Raw genomic sequence first — 18,141 nt, forward strand, 5'->3', positions numbered from 1 at the left:
AAGGCACACCTCATGGGACGGAAGTCCCACGGCGCAGTGCGGCGGGTCTCGCGGGCGCCTGCCGGGGGACCAGGGATCAGAGCGTCGCCGCCGTCATCGCGTTGCACTGGTCGAAGGTCCCGCCCTGGTAGCCGACCATGAACCAGCGTTGACGCTGCTCGGCAGACCCGTGCGTCCAGGCGTCGGGGTTGACCTGACCGGTCGCTGCCTCCTGGATCCGGTCGTCGCCCACCGCCTGGGCTGCCGAGAGCGCGTCGGCGAGATCGGTCTCGCTGATCGGCTCGAGGAACGGCTTGCCGGTGTCCGGGTTGGGGACGACAGCCGCGTTGCCGGCCCACATCCCGGCGAGGCAGTCGGCCATGAGCTCGATCCGCACCGAGTCCGACTCCGGTCCGGTGCCGGACCGGTCGGCGGAGTCCATCGCGCCGGTGATCTGCTGGATGTGGTGGCCCACCTCGTGCGCGACGACGTACTCCTCGGCGAGCGGGCCGCCCGAGGACCCGAAGTCCTCGCGGAGCACGCTGAAGAAGTCGACGTCGATGTAGACCGTCTGGTCGGGTGGGCAGTAGAACGGACCGGTCGAGCTGGACGCGCCCCCGCAGGCCGTCGTCGTCGCGCCGGTGAAGGCGACCGCGCCGGGCAGGGTGTAGGCGACCCCGGTCTGGGCGGGCAGGGCCTCGGCCCAGTAGGTGTCCAGTGAGGAGATCGTCCAGCCGTACCGGCACTCGGAGTCGGAGTTGGCCTGCTCGGCGGTGCTGCAGTCCACGAGCCCGGTCTCGGTCTGCGGCTCGGACCCGCCCCCGAACAGGCCCGAGAGGTCGACCCCGAGGGCCTGGGAGACGAGGAAGATCGCCAGGGCGCCGAGGCCCCCGCCGATCGCCGCGGCAGGGGCCTTGCCGGTGCGCTTGCGCACCCTGTCGGAGTCGAAGGACCCACCGTCTTGAAAAGTCATACCGGGGACAGTACCGGGCAGGGGGCGCCGGTGCCCGGGCGGTGACCGGGTTGTCCGGCTGTGCCCGCTCCGCCCCGCCCGCCCCGCCCGCTCCGCTCCGCCCGCCCGCCGCCGCCTGGTCGGCCGGGCCACAGGGGGCGTCGTCTGGTCGGGCTAGAGCGGCACAGGGACGTCGGTCCCGCCCTCGTGGGTCAGCCGGCTCCCCATCTGCACCACGGTCGCCGCGTCGACGAAGCCCCCCGCGAAGAGCGCCTCTCCCTGGCGGAACTGCGGGGAGCGGGCCAGCAGGTCTGCCGGTGCGTAGCCGAAGTAGTCCGCGAGCTCGGCGAGGTCGTGCGGTGAGCTCATCTTCATGAGCGCGAGGTTGTCGCACTGGGACAGGGCGTTCGGGTGGATCTTGGAGGGACGCTGCGTGGACAGCACCAGCCACAGCCCGTACTTGCGCCCCTCCGCGGCGATCTGGACGATCCGCTCGGTCAGGGCGGTGTCGATGGGGGTGGCCGGGTCGGCGGGGCAGAGGTTGTGGGCCTCGTCGATGACGATGAGCGCCGGCCGGCGCTCCACCCGGGTGTGCCACAGGTGGTCGAGCACGGCGAGTGCGGCGACCTTCGGCTCCCAGTGCGAGCGGAACCCGCTCAGGTCGAGCACCGTCGCCCGGGGCCGGGTGTCGATGACGTCCTCCGCCGACGTCCCGCCCCACGCCCACAGGTCCCAGTCCATGACGCCGAGGTTCTCCAGCCGCAGCAGCAGCTTGCGCCTCCCGGGGTCGGTGGCGGCCGCCAGGTGCTGGGCGAGGCTGCCGCGATCCTTGCCCAGACCGCGCACCTCCTCCTCCAGGTGCAGGAGGACGTTGTACTCCTCGGCGTCGAGCAGAGGGTCGAGCCGCAGCACCGCCGCCTTGGACCGCAGGTTCAGGTCGACGAACCGGACGACGAGCCGGTCCCCGGGGGTGTCACCCGACCGGAGGATCCGCACCGGGGTGTCCGCGAGCTGCGCGGCCACGTCCGGGTCGACGTCCGGGCGGACGTCGTCCAGCCGGACGAAGTCGGCGTTCGGGTCGAGGATGATCAGCGGCAGGCGGGTGTGCAGCAGGAGCTGCTCGAGGACCACGCCGAGCGCGTAGGTCTTGCCCGAGCCGCTCTGCCCGCACCAGAACGTGTGCCGGTTGAAGCGGCCCGCGTCGAGATTCGCCGGTGCGCCCGCAGAGCCGGCCTCAGAATCGACTGTTTGCCCGATCTGGATCATCTAGCGAGCGTAGCTCCGGGGACGGCTGACGGCAGGTCGAGGGAGTGCCCCCGGAGGTCAGGTCCGGTCGTCGTCGAGGACACCACGGGCGGTGAGCGCGTCGGCGGTCGTGTGGGCGCGGGCCACCGTGCGCAGCACGAAAGGGACGAGGAGCGCCCGGGGTGAGCGGTCCAGGCCGCGGGCCCGCGCGGCGTCGCGCACGTCCCAGGCGAGGTCGATGAGCGCCGGGACCGTCCGCAGGACGAGGGAGACGGTCAGCGCGACGGTCTGCGGGTGGATCCCGACGTGTCGCAGCGGCCGGGCGGCCCGGGTGAGGGCGTCGAGCAGCCGGTCGGTGCGGGTGGTGGCGGTGACGAGGGTGGCGAGGGAGACGACGGCGAGCAGTCCTGCGGCGGTGACGAGCGCCGTCGGCCAGTCCCGTGCCCACCACTGGTAGGCGCCGAGGGCGACCGCGACCACGACGACGGGGAGCAGGGAACGGGCCATGGCCCGCAGCGGGACCCGCGCGACGGCGGCGAGGACGACCGTTGCGGCGAGGACGCCGACGGCCACGGCAGGCCGTGGGACCACGGTGACCAGGACCGAGACCACCGCCAGGACGGCCAGCTTCCAGCCGGGTCCGAGCCGGTGGACCCAGGAGCGACCCGGGACGTAGAGGCCGAGCGGACCGGTCCAGCGCGGACGGACCGCCCGGCGCCTGCTCACGGATCCTCCGGAGCCCAGGCGGGGTCGGTCATGAGCTCCTGGTAGAAGGCGACGGCGCTGCCCGGGTCGCCGTCGAAGACGACGCGTGCCCGGTCGATCACGAGCACCCGGTCGGCCTGGGCCGCGGCCTCGAGGTCGTGCGTGACGTGCAGGACCTGCTGGTCCAGGCCGGCGAGCAGGTTGTTGACGTGGGTGCGCCAGCGCAGGTCGAGCAGCGTCGTCGGCTCGTCGCACACGAGCACCCGGGGCTGCGTGGCCAGCACCCCGGCCAGGGCGAGGAGCTGCTTCTGACCGCCGGAGAGGGCGTGCACGCTCACGTCGGCGAGGTGGCCGAGCCGGAAGGAGTCGAGGATCTCCCGCGCCCGGTCTTCGCGCTCGCGGCGACCGAGGCGTAGCCGGCGCAGGGAGAGTCCGACGTCCTCGAGCGGGGTGGGCATGACGAGCTGGGAGTCGGCGTCGGAGAAGACGAAACCGACCTGGCGCCGGACCGCCCGTCCGTCGTCGTGGGAGTCCAGCCCGTTGACCCGCACGTACCCGCTCGTGGGCAGCACGAGACCGTTGACGAGGCGGGCGAGAGTGGACTTGCCGGACCCGTTGGCGCCGATCACCGCGACCCGGGCCTGCGTGAGGGTCACCGTCGTCGGCGCCAGGATGGTCACCTCCCCGGACGGTGCGGTGGAGCCGGCCGGTGCGGCCACGGCCACGTGGGCGGCGAGGAACTCGATCACGGGACGGGCCGGTCGTCGTCGTCGGGCATGCTCAGGCGCGCCGCTGCAGCCGCGGGAACGCGCGCAGGACCGCGGTGGCGGTCACCGCGGCGGCGGCGCACTTGAGCAGGTCACCGGGGATGTAGGCGGCGTTCGCAGCGATCGCCTCCGCGGCCGTGAGGTTCAGGCGCCACGCCATGCCCGCGATGCCCAGGGGGTAGATGACGAGCGCCGTCGCGACGGCGCACGCCGCGAAGGTGAGGCCGGTCCGGGCGCCGCGCCCGACCCGGGCCGGGATCCGCCCGACGAGCAGGCCGACGAGCGCGGCGGCGAAGGGGAAGGCGACGACGTACCCGACCGACGGGCCGGCGATGACCGCGAGACCGGTGCGGCCCAGGGAGAAGACGGGCACGCCCGCCATCCCGATCGCGAGGTACAGCCCGACGGTGAGCAGCGCGCGGCGGGGCCCGAGCACCGCACCGGTGAGCAGCACCGCGAAGGTCTGGAGGGTGATCGGGACCGACGCCACCGGGATGGTGAGCAGGGCGCAGGCGGTGATGAGCGCCGCGAAGGTGGCGATCAGGGCGACGTCGGTCGCCGCGGTGTCGCGGGTCAGGCCGCGCCGGACGGCGGGGGACTGGACGGCTGGTACGTCTGACATGTCTTCCTCGCGGTGGTCGAAGTGCGGGCCAGGAGCGTCTGTGACGCAACCGACGATCGCGGGTGAGGCGGTGCTCGCAGCCGCGCGCCTGCAGCGGGCGGGCCGTTCGGCGGCGACCGCCCGGGACGCCGGCGCACGGAGAGCGCAGGGAAACGGTGCCGGGTGAAGCCTATCCACGCATAGAATTGGAGGCGTTTGTGCCCGCCCCCAGAACTTGGGGGCATCCTACGGAGGAAACCTCAGTGATCTCTGCCCACGCCGTTGAACTTCGAGTCGGCGCCCGCGTGCTCCTCGAAGAGGCTACCTTCCGCATCGCCCCGGGCGACAGGATCGGGTTGGTCGGCCGGAACGGAGCCGGCAAGACGACCCTGACCAAGGCGTTGGCCGGTGAGACGCTGCCGACCCGAGGGCAGATCACCCGGACCGGGGACATCGGCTACCTCCCGCAGGACCCCCGCACCGGTGACATGGAGATGATCGCCATGGACCGGGTGCTGTCCGCGCGCAGCCTCGACCTGCTCGTGCGAGCCATGCGGGACACCGAGGGTGAGATGGCCAGCGCCGACGAGGAGACCCAGGTCGCCGCGATGGAGCGCTACCCGGCCCTGGAGGAGCGGTTCACCGCCGCGGGTGGCTACGCGGCCGAGAGCGAGGCCGAGCGCATCGCCTCCAACCTCGGTCTCGACGAGCGCGTCCTGAGCCAGAAGATCGGGACGCTCTCCGGTGGTCAGCGCCGCCGGGTCGAGCTGGCCCGGATCTTGTTCTCGGGCGTGGGCACCCTGCTCCTCGACGAACCGACCAACCACCTCGACGCCGACTCGATCATCTGGCTGCGCGAGTATCTCAAGTCCTACCCCGGCGGCTTCGTGGTCATCAGCCACGACAACGAGCTCATGCGTGCCACCGTCAACAAGGTGTTCCACCTGGACGCCAACCGCAGCGAGCTCGACCAGTACAGCCTCGGCTGGGACGCGTACCTGCTCCAGCGCGAGACCGACGAGCGCCGTCGTCGCCGGGAACGGGCCAACGCCGAGAAGAAGGCGACCGTGCTGCTCGGCCAGGCCGAGAAGATGCGCGCCAAGGCGTCCAAGGCCGTCGCCGCGCAGAACATGATCCGCCGCGCCGAGCGCATGATGAACAACCTCGAGGGGGAGCGCGTCGACGACAAGGTCGCCAAGCTCCGCTTCCCGACCCCGGCGCCGTGCGGCAAGACGCCGTTGACGGCCTCCGGCCTGAGCAAGGTCTACGGCTCCCAGGAGGTGTTCACCGGGGTCGACCTCGCGATCGACCGTGGCAGCCGCGTGGTCATCCTCGGCCTCAACGGAGCCGGCAAGACGACGCTGCTGCGCATCCTGGCAGGGGTGGAGGCGCCGAACGCGGGAGAGGTGCACCCCGGGCACGGGCTCAAGCTGGGCTACTACGCCCAGGAGCACGAGACCCTGGACATGTCCATCACCGTCCTGGAGAACCTGCGTCACAGCGCCCCGGACCTCACCGACGCCGAGGTGCGCTCCACGCTCGGGTCGTTCCTGTTCTCCGGCGACGACGCGAACAAGCCGACCCACGTGCTGTCCGGTGGGGAGAAGACCCGCCTGGCGCTCGCGGCCCTCGTCGTCTCCTCGGCGAACGTGCTGCTCCTGGACGAGCCGACGAACAACCTCGACCCGGCCTCCCGCGCCGAGATCCTCGGGGCGCTCAAGACGTACGAGGGCGCCGTCGTCATGGTCACCCACGACTACGGCGCCGTCGAGGCGCTCGCCCCCGAGCGGGTGCTGCTGCTGCCCGACGGCGACGAGGACCTCTGGAACGACAGCTACGCCGAGCTCATCGAGCTCGCCTGAGCCTCCGACCGCCTGAGCCTCCGACCGCCTGAGTCTCCAGCTGCCTGAGTCTCCGGCCAGCTGAGTCACCGACCGCCTGAGCCTCCCTACGGGGCGTGCTCTTGACGTCGGGACGTGCGTTCAACCGCACGCCCTGTCGTCAAGAGCACGCCCCGTCGGTGGATCGGGCACAGCCCGAGCGCCATGATCGGGCACGATGGTCACATGACCATCCTCGAGAGACTGACCAGCGACCTGACCGTGAGCATGAAGGCCCGTGACGCCTTCCGCACCAACACCCTGCGCCAGATGATCGCCGCGCTGCGCACGGCGGAGAAGTCGGGCACGACGGCCCACCAGCTGAGCGACGCGGAGGCCGAGTCCGTGCTCACCAGCGAGGTCAAGAAGCGCCGCGAGAGCGCGCAGATCTACACCGAGGCCGGCGCCGCCGACCGCGCGGAGACCGAGACCGTCGAGGCTGACCTCATCGAGAGCTACCTCCCGACGGCCCTCACCGACGCCCAGCTCGACGACCTCGTGGCCGAGGCGATCGCGGCGACCGGTGCCAGCACGCCCAAGGAGATGGGGCTGGTCATGAAGGCCGCGAACGCCGCAGCGGCCGGGCGCGGGCGGGTCGACGGCAAGGTGCTCTCCCAGAAGGTCCGGAACGCGCTCCAGGGCTGAGGTGCGCCGCAGCGGCCGGTCGCAGCCGCTGCGGGTCGGTGCAGCTATCGCCCGCTGCGGGTTTCGATGAGGGAGTCTTCGATCTCCTCGGGCGTGGGCTGACGCGCCGCGCTGCGCCGGCCAGCGGGCGAGCCCGCCGCTCGGGGTCCGGTCGCCCCTGCCACGGCTGACGAGTCGGCCTCGACCGGGTCGAAGGGGTGCGCCAGCCCGCCGAGCGCCGTGAGGGTGTTCTCGCGTCGCTCCCGCACCACGAGCAGGATGAAGCCGCCGACGCCGCCGAGGGCGAAGACCCACCACTGGAACGCGTACGACAGGTGCGAGCGCGGGTCGGTGTCCGGCGTGGGCAGCGGGCGGGTGGACTCCGGCGGAGCGGGCGTCTCCGAGGCGAGCGCCCCGTAGGCGCCGTAGGTGAGTCCTTGCGCCCAGGCGTCGCCGTCCGGTCCGGCGGCAAGCACCTGGGCGGTGCTGATCGCCTGGACCTGGCCGTCGGGGGCGCCGTTGTCCGCGGCGGGCTCGTCGGCGCGGAGCCGGACGACGACGTCGACCTCGCCCTCCGGGGGAGCCGGCACCGAGTCGGGCTCGGCGCTGTCGCGGCCGTAGGGCAGCCACCCGCGGTTGACCACGAGGACCGTGCCCTGGTCGGTGACGAAGGGCACGAGGACGTGGAAGGTCGCCTGCTTGTCGACGGGCCGGTTGCGCAGCAGCACGGTGGCCTCGGGCAGGTAGTGCCCGTGGATCGACACCTGACGCCACACGTCGCGCTCGTCCACGGTGGCACCTGCCTCGGGCAGCACCTCGGTGAGGGGGACCGGCTCGGCCGAGTAGTTCTCCTGGATGATCGTGATCGCCGCGTCGCGAGCCACGTGCCGGTTCCACTGCCACCGCCCGGCGAAGACGCAGCCCACCACGAGGACCGCCACGCCGAGTCCGAGGGCGACCCACTGGGTGGTGGTGCGTCCCCCTGTCGTGCGCAGCGTGGCGCCGACTCCCGCACTGCTGGTCACGCCACTGCTCACGGTTGGCTCTGCTGCTCGAGGTCGCCTACCGGGACGGTGCCCTGGAGGAAGCCGCGGGCGCCGAGGAAGGTCTCGAGGTGCTCACGGTGCTCGTCGCAGGCCAGCCAGACCTTGCGCCGCTGGGGGGTGTGGATCTTCGGGTTGTTCCACAGCAGACCCCACACGGCCTGCTGGGGGCACCCCTTTCCGCTGCACACGAGGTCGTCCGTGATTGGGTCGGCGAGCCCGAGCAGGTCAGTCATGAGGTTCTCCCGAGGATGGTTGAGGTGAGGTCGTCGGCGGCGGGACGGGCGCGACGGGAAGCTGTCGGTACTCCATCAGCGGGTCGCCGAGATCACGCTTGTCGCGGCCCGCGTTCGCCTCGATGACCGCGATGTAGGGGAGCACGATCGCTCCGGCGAGCAGCAGCCACATGAGGATCCCGTCCGCGAACACCGCCGCGATGATGCAGACCAGCCGGATCCCCATCTGGATCAGGTACCGCCGCGTGCGTCGCGCCTGGTCGTCGTGGAGCGAGTCCGCCGCGGTGGTGATGCGGTGGACCTGCTCCGCCGGGGCCCCAGAGGGCTGGCGGGAACGCCTGAGCCCCTTCGAGCCACGAGTCTTCACTCCTTGAGTTTACGCGTCCCCCCGGCTGTGACGAGGGCCACGCTCGGGACCTGCGACGGCGCGCGGGCGGCCTGGTCGAGGGCCGGACGGCCCGAATGTCTGTAGGGTTCCCACTAGTCCGGACGTGTGCACGTGATGATTCCTGCGCGCGGGCCCGCCCGCGGGTCGACTACCGTTTTCCACACATGTGCTGTCCTGGCCTGCCCTGTCGGGCACTGTCCGGCCCGGGTGCACAGACACGAACAGTGAACGAGGAGGACCCGTGGCTGAGGAATCCACCAACGCAGGACGCGTGGTGCTGGTGACCGGTGCGAACCGCGGCATCGGCCGCGCGATCGCCGAGCGCTTCGTCGCCGGTGGCGACCGGGTCGCCACCATCTACCGCAGCGGCGACCTGCCCGACGGCGTGCTCGGCGTGGTCGCCGACGTCACGGACACCGCCGCGGTCGACGCTGCCTTCACCACGATCGAGGCCGAGCTCGGCCCGGTCGAGGTGCTCGTGGCGAATGCGGGCGTGACCCGCGACCAGCTCCTCATGCGGATGAGCGACGAGGAGTTCGAGAGCGTCATCGACGTCAACCTCACCGGGACCTTCCGCTGCGTGCGCAGGGCGTCCAAGGGCATGATCCGCATGCGCCACGGCCGGATCATCCTCATCTCCTCGGTCGTCGGCCTCTACGGTGGCGCCGGCCAGGTCAACTACTCCGCCTCCAAGGCGGCGCTGGTGGGCATGGCCCGCTCGATCACCCGTGAGCTCGGCGGTCGTGGCATCACCGCGAACGTCGTCGCCCCGGGCTTCATCGACACGGCCATGACGGCCGAGCTGCCGCCGGAGCGTCAGGCGGCCTACAAGGCCGCGATCCCGGCCGGACGGTTCGCTCAGCCCGACGAGGTCGCAGGTGTTGTGCAGTTCCTCGCCTCCGCTGATGCTGGATACATCTCCGGCGCGGTGGTGCCGGTCGACGGTGGCCTCGGGATGGGTCACTGACAAGCACCGTAGGTCGGCGAGAATCGCTGACCAGTTGTTCTCGTGCTGCACCCGCCGCACGTGAAGCACGTAGTGTCATCGGCAGGCCCACCGCTCGTCGGGGGCCTGCCGCCGTGGGGGTCCGGTGCGTGACCCCCACCCACCTGACGAAAGGAAGACGATGGGCCTGCTTGAAGGCAAGAAGTTGCTCGTGACCGGAGTGCTCACCGACCAGTCGATCGCGTTCCACGTCGCGCGGCTCGCGCAGCTGGAAGGTGCCGAGGTCATCCTGACCTCCTTCGGGCGGCAGCTCCGCCTGACCCAGGCGATCGCCAAGCGCCTGCCGGCGTCGGCGCCGGTGATCGAGCTGGACATCACGAACACCGACGACCTGGCTGCCCTCGAGGGTCGCGTGCGTGAGCACACCGACCACCTCGACGGTGTGGTGCACTCGATCGGTTTCGCCCCGCAGTCCGTCATGGGTGGCAACTTCCTCTCGGGGGAGTGGGCCGACGTCGCGACCGCGCTCCAGGTCTCCGCCTTCTCGCTCAAGTCCCTCGCGGTGGCTGCCCGGCCGCTGCTGTCCTCGGGAGGCTCGATCGTCGGCCTCACCTTCGACGCGAGCTTCGCCTGGCCGGTCTACGACTGGATGGGTGTCGCCAAGGCGGCCTTCGAGTCGACGTCGCGCTACCTGGCCCGTGACCTGGGCCCCGAGGGCATCCGGGTCAACCTGGTCTCGGCCGGCCCGATCCGCACCACGGCGGCCAAGTCGATCCCCGGCTTCGCGAAGATGGAGAACGGCTGGCCCGAGCGGGCCCCGCTCGGCTGGGACATGACCGATCCCGAGCCGACCGCGCGTGCCGTCGCTGCTCTGCTGTCCGACTGGTTCCCGGCGACCACGGGCGAGATCGTGCACGTGGACGGTGGCGTCCACGCGATGGGGATGTGACCTTGACCTCGACCCAGGTCATGCGGCGGCTGGTGCTGCTGCGCCATGCCAAGGCGGAGCCGGCCGGATCGGTCGCGGACGTGCTGCGCCCGCTCGCTCTGCTCGGCCGCAAGCAGGCGAGCCGGATCGGTCCGGCGCTGCTCGATGCCGACGTCGTGCCTGAGCTGGTGCTGTGCTCCGACGCGGTCCGGACCCGCCAGACCTGGGATCTGCTCAAGGTGGGGCTGGGTGACTCCGAGCCTGAGGCGACCATCACCACGGGTGTCTACACCGCCGGTGCGTCGGAGATCCTCTCCCTGGTGGCCGCGGTGGACCCGCGGGTCCGCACGGTGCTCGTCGTCGGGCACGAACCGGCCATGTCGGCGGTCGCGGCGCACCTGGCCGGGCCCGGGTCCGACCCGGCGGCCCTCGCCCAGGTGCAGGTCGGCATGCCGACGGCGGCGTACGCGGTGCTCGAGTCGCACGCGGCCTGGGACGGCTGGACCAGGCGCAGCGCGGTCCTGGCGATGCTGGACCGCCCGCACGTCTAGACCACGCCCGCAGCGTGGAGCAGGGCCCCGGTGACCAGTGGTCGCCGGGGCCCTGCTCTTGCGGGTGGGGGCTCTCGTGGGTGGGGGGCGCGTCGCGCGCGGGTCCGGTCCGGCTACGCCGGCTGCTGGGCGTCGATGATCTCCAGGACGGCGTCCAGGCGGGGGCCGTCGACGCTGAACGGCGCCTGAGCCCGGACGACGGGCTTCGCCGCGAAGGCGATCCCGATCCCGGCCGCGTGGATCATGTCGAGGTCGTTGGCGCCGTCCCCGATCGCGACCGTGTGCTCCATCGCGACGCCCTCCGCGGCGGCGAACTCGCGCAGGCACTGCGCCTTGTACGCGCGGTCGACCACCTGGCCGGTGGTCCGGCCGGTGAGCTGGTCGCCGGACACCTCGAGGCGGTTGGCGCGGAAGGTCGAGATCCCCAGCTCGGCGGCCAGGTCGGCGACGATCTCCTCGAAGCCGCCTGAGACGAGCGCGACGGTCCAACCGCGACGGTGACACTCCGCGACGAGCTCGCGGGCCCCGGGGGTGAACGTCGCCCGGGCGCGGACGACGTCGAGCACGCTGACCGGGAGCCCGGCGAGGGTGGCGACCCGCTCGCGCAGCGACTCGGCGAAGTCGAGCTCGCCGCGCATGGCACGCTCGGTGATCTCCGTGACGAGCTCCTCGGTGCCCGCATGCGCGGCGATGAGCTCGATGACCTCCTGGGAGATGAGCGTGGAGTCGACGTCCATCACCACGAGGCGTCGCGGGCCCGGCGACGGGATCGGTGTGGGCGTGGACGCGGTGAGGGGCTGCGGTGGGGTCACCCGTCAAGCCTAGACGGACCCCGGACGCTCACCGGACGGCCCCCAGACGCACACCGGACCCGGCAGCGGGCCTGCGCCTGCTGCCGGGTCCGGACGGGACACGTCCCGCGGCGTCGTCACTCGACGATGGTGCCCTTGGGGACGACCGTGATGCCCGACTCGGTCACCGTGAAGCCGCGGGCGCGGTCCTCGTCGGCGTTGAGACCGACGCGGGCACGCTCGTGGATGATGACGTTCTTGTCGATGATCGCCCGGTGGACCTGGGCGTGGCGGTGGACCTTGACGTCGTCGAGGAGGACCGAGTCGGAGACCGCAGCCCAGGAGTGCAGGTGCACCCCGGGGGAGAGGACCGAGCCGACGACCGTCGCACCGGAGATGAGCACACCCGGGGAGACGATCGAGTCGGCTGCGTGCCCCAGCCGCCCGGCGCCGGCGTGCACGAACTTCGCCGGCGGGAGCCCGACGTAGCCGGTGTGCAGGGGCCACTGGGAGTTGTAGAGGTTGAACACCGGGGTGACCGCGATGAGGTCCTTGTTGGCGTCGTAGTAGGAGTCGATCGTCCCGACGTCGCGCCAGTAGTCGCGGTCGCGGTCGGTGGACCCGGGGACGTCGTTGCGGATGAAGTCGTAGACCCCGGCGGTCCCGCGGTCGACGAAGTACGGGACGATGTCCCCGCCCATGTCGTGGCGGGAGTTCGTGTCCTCGGAGTCCTTGGTGACGGCTTCCACGAGCGCGTCGGCGTTGATGACGTAGTTGCCCATCGAGGCGAGGATCTCACCGGGGGAGTCGGACAGCCCCACCGGGTTCACCGGCTTCTCGAGGAAGGCGCGGATCTTCGTCGCGTCGTCGGGCATGGTGTCGATGACACCGAACTCCGTGGCGAGGGCGATCGGCTGGCGGATGCCGGCGACCGTCATCTCCGCGCCGGAGGCGATGTGGGCGTCCACCATCTGAGAGAAGTCCATGCGGTACACGTGGTCCGCACCGACGACGACGACGATGTCGGGACGCTCGTCCTCGATGATGTTCAGGCACTGGTAGATCGCGTCCGCGGAGCCCAGGTACCAGTGCTTGCCGACCCGCTGCTGTGCGGGGACGGGGGCGACGTAGTTGCCGAGCAGCGCGGACATCCGCCACGTCTTGGAGATGTGACGGTCGAGGCTGTGGGACTTGTACTGGGTGAGCACGACGATGTGCAGGTAGTGGGAGTTGACGAGGTTGGAGAGGGCGAAGTCGACGAGCCGGTAGATCCCACCGAAGGGTACGGCGGGCTTGGCACGGTGTGCCGTCAGCGGCTTGAGTCGGTTGCCTTCGCCACCAGCGAGGACGATCGCGAGAACTTTGGGGGCTGCCATGTCACGACCTTAGATCCGAAGGACTCGGTTTGCATGAAGACGCGCTACCGTGTCGACCGTGAGAATCGATCTGTTGACACGTGAGTACCCCCCGTTCGTCTACGGAGGAGCCGGCGTTCATGTCGCCGAGCTGTCCGCCGTGCTGCGCTCCCGCATGGATGTGCGCGTGCGGTGCTTCGACGGACCCCGCAGCGGCGCCGACGCGGTCGAGGGCGTGACCGGCTACGCCCCGCCCGCCGAGCTCAGCGGCGCGAACTCGGTCCTGTCCACCTTCGGGGTGGACCTGGCGATGGCCGACGACGTGGCCGGAGCCGACCTCGTGCACTCCCACACCTGGTACGCCAACCTGGCCGGGCACCTGGCCGGCCTGCTGCACGGGATCCCGCACGTGATCTCGGCGCACTCCCTCGAGCCGCTGCGCCCGTGGAAGGCCGAGCAGCTCGGCGGCGGGTACGCCCTGTCCAGCTGGGCCGAGCAGACCGCCTACGAGGGTGCTGCGGCGGTCATCGCGGTGAGCGCCGGCATGCGCCGCGACATCCTGCGGTCCTACCCGAACGTCGACCCGGCCAAGGTGCACGTCGTGCACAACGGCATCGACCTCGACGGCTGGCGGCGCCCCGTGGGCGCCGAGGCCGAGCGCGGTGACGCCGTCGTGCGGGCGCTGGGGATCGACCCCGAGCGTCCCGCAGTCGTCTTCGTCGGACGGATCACCCGCCAGAAGGGGTTGCCGTACCTGCTGCAGGCGGCCGAGCGGCTGCCCGCCGAGGTCCAGCTCATCCTGTGCGCCGGCGCCCCGGACACCCCCGAGATCGCCGCCGAGGTGGCCGACGCCGTCGCCGAGCTCTCCCGCAAGCGCACCGGCGTGGTGTGGATCGAGGAGATGCTGCCGCGTCCCGATCTCGTCGCGGTCCTGGCCGCCTCGACGGTCTTCGTCTGCCCCTCGGTCTACGAGCCGCTGGGCATCGTCAACCTTGAGGCGATGGCCGTCGGGCTGCCGGTGGTCGGCAGCGCGACCGGTGGTATCCCCGAGGTGGTCGACGACGGTGTGACCGGCCTGCTGGTGCCGATCGACCAGGCCCAGGACGGCACCGGCACGCCGACCGATCCGGAGAAGTTCGTCTCCGACCTCGTCGCGGCGCTCGTCGCCGTGGTCAGCGACCCGGCCCGGGCCGCCCAGATGGGCGCCGCCGCCCGCCAGCGCGTCGAGGACCACTTCGCCTGGGACGCCATCGCCGACCGCACCGTCGAGGTCTACCGCTCGGTCCTCCCCACCCCCTGACGCCCCACCTCAACCCCACCCCTCCGCCCCTCGCTGGGTGTACGAAAATGCGCGTGTCGCCCCGGCGCGTCGCGTACAGAATCGTGCACTCAGCGGACGGGGTTGGGGACGGGGGCGGGGTTAGGGGGCTTGGGGGGTGTGGAGGGTGGCTGCGGACATCGCGCGGCGGGCGATCCGGTCGACCTCGCGCAGGGCGGTCGAGCGCTGGTCGGCCTGCCAGAGGTTGATCGCGCCGCCGTCGTCCTCGGTGGCCAGGTCGACGATCGCCCGCAGCCGCGCCGCGGACTGGAAGACGTGCGAGCGGCGCGGGTCCAGGGTGGGCGGCAGGTACGGGCGCAGGTCCACGACCTCGCGCAACGCCGAGATGGCCTCACCTGCGGCGTCGCGCCAGCGCGAGACATCGAGCTCCATCAATGCCTCGGTGGCCTCGCGCAGGCCGCGCTGCAGCTGACGCTCCGCGTCTCCGAGCGCACCGACCGTCCCCAGGGCCCGGTTCTCCCACGCATCGATGCGCACCACGTCCCACGTGACGAAGAACCCGGGCTCGAGCACGCTGCCAAAGGGCTCGACGTCGGGCGCGAGCGCCCAGTGCTCGACGGCGCTGCTCCCACCCGCGCTGCTCCCGCCCGCGCGCACCGTCACCAGCACGCATTCCTCGGCTTCGATGGCCTCGGCGCTGATCCCCGCCGGGGCGCCCATCGCGTCGCCCGGTCCGGGGAAGAGGGCGACCGCGGCCTCCACCCGCCCCGACCACAGGTGGAAGAGCGAGGCGAGGCTCCCCACGGTCAGCGCCGGCGGCAGCTCGCCGCGCAGCTCGTGCGGCTCGTCGTCGTGCATGACGACCCGCAGGGCGGCCGTGGCCGAGCGCTCGTCGGGCGCGCCGGCCCACAGCCACGCGGCCAGGGACGCCGACCGCGGGAGGACGGCCCCGGGGTCCCGTGAGGGCCGGTCGCGGGCGGGGTGAGAAGGAGTAGGCGACATCACGCACCCAAAACTACGCCGGTCGCCGTGTCTGTCCACGCGGGTGCCCGGATGCCGATAGGGTCTGAAGCCATGACCTGGGTTCTTGACCTGAACAACGTTTCTGTCCGCCGTGGTGAGAAGAACATCCTCGATGACGTGTCGTGGCAGGTCGCCGAGGGGGAGAGGTGGGTCGTCCTCGGGCGCAACGGCGCCGGGAAGACCACCCTGCTGCAGATCGCGTCCGCGCGGATGCACCCCACGGCCGGCACGGCCAGCATCCTCGGCTCCCAGCTGGGCCGCGTGGACGTCTTCGAGCTGCGCCCGCGCATCGGCTTGGCCAGCGCGGCCCTCGCCGACCGCATCCCGGCGTCCGAGATCGTCTCCGACGTCGTGCTGACGGCCGCCTACGCGGTCACCGGCCGCTGGCGCGAGCCGTACGAGGAGCTCGATCAGGCCCGCGCGGCCGACCTGCTCGCCGCCTTCGGTGTCGCGCACCTGGCTGGGCGGCGCTTCGGCACGCTGAGCGAGGGGGAGCGCAAGCGCGTCCAGATCGCCCGCGCCCTGATGACCGACCCCGAGCTGCTCCTCCTCGACGAACCGGCCGCCGGGCTGGACCTGGGCGGTCGCGAGGAGCTCGTCGGCGCCCTCGCCGAGCTCGCGGCCTACCCGAAGTCCCCGGTCCTCGTGCTCGTCACGCACCACGTCGAGGAGATCCCGCCGGGCTTCACGCACGTGATGCTCATGCGCGACGGCGGGATCCACATCGCCGGTCCGGTCGAGGAGGTCCTCACCGACACCCACCTCTCAGCGGCCTTCGGCCTCGACCTGGAGGTCACCCGCAGCGGTGACCGGTGGTCGGCGCGGGCAGCCCAGAGCGCACCGCGCTCAGGCGGTCACTCAAGCTGAGAGACGACCGACGCCGTGCTGTGTCGACGCAGGTCAGATCGATGACACGGGTTGCCGTCCGGGCGCGCCGAGGATTCTCAACCCCGCAGGAATAGGGTAAAGTTCAGGTAAAGCCAAGGGCGACTTGAATGGAGACAGTCATGGACTGGTACTGGTGGATCAGCGCGGCATTCCTTCTTGTCGTCATCGAGATGGTCTCCCTCGACCTGGTCCTCATCATGTTCGCCGGGGGTGCGATCGCCGCCGGGCTCGCCAGCCTCCTCGGCGCCGGGCTCATCGTGCAGATCCTCGTGTTCGGCATCGTCTCGACGCTGCTGCTCTTCGCGCTGCGCCCGTGGCTGCTCAAGTACCTGCGCCACCGCACGCCCCTGACCGAGACGAACATCTCCGCGCAGGTGGGGCGGAGCGCCGTCGTCGTCGCCGAGGTGACCGAGGACGGCGGCCGGATCAAGCTCTTCGGCGAGGTGTGGACCGCCCGGTCCGCCGGCGGCCAGCGGTTCCCGGTGGGGACCGACGTGCGGGTCGTGCGCATCGACGGCGCCACGGCTGTGGTCGAGGCAGCGACGTCGAAGAACACCTCCACCGGGCCTGCCGCGCTCGCCTGACCGTGCGCCCCGACCGTGCGCTCCGCCACGCTGGGGCGCCCGGCCACCATCGTTTGTCTTGCAGCACCCACGCACCTGAGCGAGAGGACCACACATGCCTGAAGACAGTGGGCAGATCATCGGCATCGTCATCGCGGGGCTGATCGCCCTGTTCTTCATCATCGCGCTGACCCGCGCGGTCAAGGTCGTGCCACAGACGGTGGCGCTGATCGTCCAGCGTCTGGGTCGGTACTCGCGCACCCTCGACGCCGGGATGCACTTCCTCATCCCCTTCGTGGACAAGGTGCGCGCCGGGGTCGACCTGCGTGAGCAGGTCGTCTCCTTCCCGCCGCAGCCGGTCATCACCTCCGACAACCTCGTCGTGAGCATCGACACGGTGCTCTACTTCCAGGTCACCGACCCGAAGTCGGCCGTCTACGAGATCGCCAACTACATCACGGCGATCGAGCAGCTCACCGTGACCACGCTGCGCAACGTCATCGGGTCCATGGACCTCGAGCAGACGCTGACCAGCCGTGACCAGATCAACGGCCAGCTCCGTGGGGTGCTCGACGAGGCGACCGGCCGCTGGGGCATCCGCGTCAACCGGGTCGAGCTCAAGTCGATCGACCCGCCCCAGTCCATCCAGGGCTCGATGGAGCAGCAGATGCGCGCCGAGCGTGACCGCCGCGCGGTCATCCTCACCGCCGAGGGGTTCAAGCAGTCCCAGATCCTCACGGCCGAGGGCGAGAAGCAGGCCGCGATCCTGCGCGCCGAGGGCTCTGCCCAGGCCGCGATCCTCACCGCCGAGGGTGAGGCCCGCGCCATCCTCCAGGTCTTCGACGCCATCCACGAGGGTGACGCGACCCCCAAGCTGCTCGCCTACCAGTACCTGCAGATGCTCCCGCAGATCGCCAACGGCCAGTCCTCGAAGATGTGGATCGTGCCGGCGGAGTTCACCGCCGCGCTCGACTCGATCACCAAGGGGTTCGGCGGGATCGTCGGCGGCCCCGAGAGCGCGGGCGGCGAGGAGACCTCGGAGGAGTCCGTCGCGGCGCGCCGCGAACGGTCCAAGACGACGCTCAAGCCCGCTCTGGAGGATCCGACGCAGGCGCTCGCCGAGGCCCGTCGCCTCGCCGAGGCGGCGACCGCGGACGCGACGAGCGCGGGTACCCAGTCCGGTGCGCCCTTCGACCCCGCCCGCGAGGCCGGCCAGAGCCCCAGCGGCAGCCACGGAGCCGGGCCGCTCATGCCGCCCGTGCCCCGGACCCTGGGCACCGAGGGCGGGCGTTTCGCCCCGCCTGTGCCGCAGCAGCCTGAGACGCCCGACGAGCGCAACCAGCCGTAGCCGGTCACCGGCACGGCGGCTCGCACCCTAGGTGAGCGCGTCGACAGGG

The 18,141-nt window shown here is 71.5% G+C and carries 21 protein-coding genes; 10 read left to right on the top strand and 11 right to left on the bottom strand.

Annotation, left to right across the window (positions count from 1 at the left end; all coding sequences use genetic code 11):
• Window positions 1–76: 76 nt before the first annotated feature.
• From ypfJ to ACWA15_RS08135, 5 genes are all read right to left on the bottom strand, one after another.
• A complete protein-coding gene (gene ypfJ, locus ACWA15_RS08115) occupies window positions 77–952 on the bottom strand; it encodes a KPN_02809 family neutral zinc metallopeptidase (protein ID WP_464059077.1) in 876 nt (291 codons plus the stop codon).
• A gap of 153 nt (window positions 953–1,105) precedes the next feature.
• The gene (locus tag ACWA15_RS08120) at window positions 1,106–2,197 is read right to left on the bottom strand and encodes an ATP-binding protein (protein WP_464059078.1); all 1,092 of its coding nucleotides are present in this window, start codon (window positions 2,195–2,197) and stop codon (window positions 1,106–1,108) included.
• Window positions 2,198–2,254: 57 nt separating this feature from the next.
• Window positions 2,255–2,902: an energy-coupling factor transporter transmembrane component T family protein gene (locus ACWA15_RS08125; protein WP_464059080.1), complete on the bottom strand. Its 648-nt coding sequence runs from the start codon at window positions 2,900–2,902 to the stop codon at window positions 2,255–2,257.
• Window positions 2,899–3,630 (bottom strand): energy-coupling factor ABC transporter ATP-binding protein, encoded by a 732-nt coding sequence (locus tag ACWA15_RS08130; protein ID WP_464059081.1) that lies wholly within the window; start codon window positions 3,628–3,630, stop codon window positions 2,899–2,901. Before ACWA15_RS08130 ends, ACWA15_RS08125 begins: the two co-directional genes overlap by 4 nt.
• A 31-nt stretch (window positions 3,631–3,661) precedes the next feature.
• Window positions 3,662–4,270: a biotin transporter BioY gene (locus ACWA15_RS08135; RefSeq protein ID WP_464059082.1), complete on the bottom strand. Its 609-nt coding sequence runs from the start codon at window positions 4,268–4,270 to the stop codon at window positions 3,662–3,664.
• A gap of 40 nt (window positions 4,271–4,310) precedes the next feature.
• Here ACWA15_RS08135 and ACWA15_RS08140 point away from each other — a divergent pair, with 40 nt between their 5' ends.
• From ACWA15_RS08140 to ACWA15_RS08150, 3 genes are all read left to right on the top strand, one after another.
• Window positions 4,311–4,436, top strand: coding sequence for a hypothetical protein (locus ACWA15_RS08140; RefSeq protein WP_464059083.1), 126 nt, complete (start codon window positions 4,311–4,313; stop codon window positions 4,434–4,436).
• 76 nt (window positions 4,437–4,512) lie between these two features.
• Entirely contained in the window at window positions 4,513–6,111 is a 1,599-nt protein-coding gene (locus ACWA15_RS08145; protein WP_464059084.1) for an ABC-F family ATP-binding cassette domain-containing protein, read from the top strand.
• A gap of 204 nt (window positions 6,112–6,315) precedes the next feature.
• Window positions 6,316–6,774, top strand: a complete 459-nt coding sequence (locus tag ACWA15_RS08150; RefSeq protein WP_464059085.1) for a GatB/YqeY domain-containing protein — start codon at window positions 6,316–6,318, stop codon at window positions 6,772–6,774.
• 44 nt (window positions 6,775–6,818) lie between these two features.
• On the opposite strand, the gene ACWA15_RS08155 is transcribed toward ACWA15_RS08150, so the two are convergent.
• The 3 genes from ACWA15_RS08155 to ACWA15_RS08165 are packed head-to-tail and all read right to left on the bottom strand — an operon-like array spanning window position 6,819 to window position 8,399.
• Window positions 6,819–7,778: an SURF1 family cytochrome oxidase biogenesis protein gene (locus ACWA15_RS08155; RefSeq protein ID WP_464059086.1), complete on the bottom strand. Its 960-nt coding sequence runs from the start codon at window positions 7,776–7,778 to the stop codon at window positions 6,819–6,821.
• An 8-nt stretch (window positions 7,779–7,786) separates the two neighbouring features.
• A complete protein-coding gene (locus ACWA15_RS08160) occupies window positions 7,787–8,032 on the bottom strand; it encodes a hypothetical protein (protein ID WP_464059087.1) in 246 nt (81 codons plus the stop codon).
• Complete coding sequence (locus ACWA15_RS08165) at window positions 8,025–8,399, bottom strand: DUF3099 domain-containing protein (protein WP_464059089.1); 375 nt, start codon at window positions 8,397–8,399, stop codon at window positions 8,025–8,027. The genes ACWA15_RS08160 and ACWA15_RS08165 overlap by 8 nt, the downstream gene beginning before the upstream one ends.
• 262 nt (window positions 8,400–8,661) lie before the next feature.
• On the opposite strand from ACWA15_RS08165, the gene fabG reads away from it, so the two are divergent.
• The 3 genes from fabG (at window position 8,662) to ACWA15_RS08180 (ending at window position 10,845) form a co-directional block, all read left to right on the top strand.
• Window positions 8,662–9,387: a 3-oxoacyl-ACP reductase FabG gene (fabG, locus tag ACWA15_RS08170; RefSeq protein ID WP_464059090.1), complete on the top strand. Its 726-nt coding sequence runs from the start codon at window positions 8,662–8,664 to the stop codon at window positions 9,385–9,387.
• Window positions 9,388–9,547: 160 nt separating this feature from the next.
• The gene (gene fabI / locus ACWA15_RS08175) at window positions 9,548–10,315 is read left to right on the top strand and encodes an enoyl-ACP reductase FabI (protein ID WP_464059091.1); all 768 of its coding nucleotides are present in this window, start codon (window positions 9,548–9,550) and stop codon (window positions 10,313–10,315) included.
• On the top strand, window positions 10,312–10,845 hold the full coding sequence (locus ACWA15_RS08180; RefSeq protein ID WP_464059093.1) for a SixA phosphatase family protein: 534 nt from the start codon (window positions 10,312–10,314) through the stop codon (window positions 10,843–10,845). The genes fabI and ACWA15_RS08180 overlap by 4 nt, the downstream gene beginning before the upstream one ends.
• 113 nt (window positions 10,846–10,958) lie before the next feature.
• Here the strand turns inward: ACWA15_RS08180 and serB are convergent, their stop codons facing one another.
• Together serB and ACWA15_RS08190 are read right to left on the bottom strand one after the other, a co-directional pair.
• On the bottom strand, window positions 10,959–11,657 hold the full coding sequence (serB, locus tag ACWA15_RS08185) for a phosphoserine phosphatase SerB (RefSeq protein ID WP_464059095.1): 699 nt from the start codon (window positions 11,655–11,657) through the stop codon (window positions 10,959–10,961).
• Between the two features lie 116 nt (window positions 11,658–11,773).
• Window positions 11,774–13,012, bottom strand: coding sequence for a glucose-1-phosphate adenylyltransferase (locus ACWA15_RS08190; RefSeq protein ID WP_464059096.1), 1,239 nt, complete (start codon window positions 13,010–13,012; stop codon window positions 11,774–11,776).
• A gap of 58 nt (window positions 13,013–13,070) precedes the next feature.
• On the opposite strand from ACWA15_RS08190, the gene glgA reads away from it, so the two are divergent.
• The gene (glgA, locus tag ACWA15_RS08195) at window positions 13,071–14,291 is read left to right on the top strand and encodes a glycogen synthase (RefSeq protein ID WP_464059098.1); all 1,221 of its coding nucleotides are present in this window, start codon (window positions 13,071–13,073) and stop codon (window positions 14,289–14,291) included.
• A gap of 120 nt (window positions 14,292–14,411) precedes the next feature.
• Here the strand turns inward: glgA and ACWA15_RS08200 are convergent, their stop codons facing one another.
• Entirely contained in the window at window positions 14,412–15,272 is an 861-nt protein-coding gene (locus ACWA15_RS08200; RefSeq protein ID WP_464059100.1) for a hypothetical protein, read from the bottom strand.
• Between the two features lie 72 nt (window positions 15,273–15,344).
• On the opposite strand from ACWA15_RS08200, the gene ACWA15_RS08205 reads away from it, so the two are divergent.
• The 3 genes from ACWA15_RS08205 to ACWA15_RS08215 all read left to right on the top strand — a co-directional run bounded on the left by ACWA15_RS08205 (window position 15,345) and on the right by ACWA15_RS08215 (window position 18,092).
• Window positions 15,345–16,160: an ABC transporter ATP-binding protein gene (locus ACWA15_RS08205; RefSeq protein ID WP_464059101.1), complete on the top strand. Its 816-nt coding sequence runs from the start codon at window positions 15,345–15,347 to the stop codon at window positions 16,158–16,160.
• Between the two features lie 140 nt (window positions 16,161–16,300).
• Window positions 16,301–16,765, top strand: coding sequence for an NfeD family protein (locus tag ACWA15_RS08210; RefSeq protein ID WP_464059102.1), 465 nt, complete (start codon window positions 16,301–16,303; stop codon window positions 16,763–16,765).
• A 94-nt stretch (window positions 16,766–16,859) separates the two neighbouring features.
• Window positions 16,860–18,092: an SPFH domain-containing protein gene (locus ACWA15_RS08215; RefSeq protein WP_464059104.1), complete on the top strand. Its 1,233-nt coding sequence runs from the start codon at window positions 16,860–16,862 to the stop codon at window positions 18,090–18,092.
• Window positions 18,093–18,141: the final 49 nt, after the last annotated feature.

The organism is Sanguibacter sp. TS_SC_8, assembly GCF_055361235.1.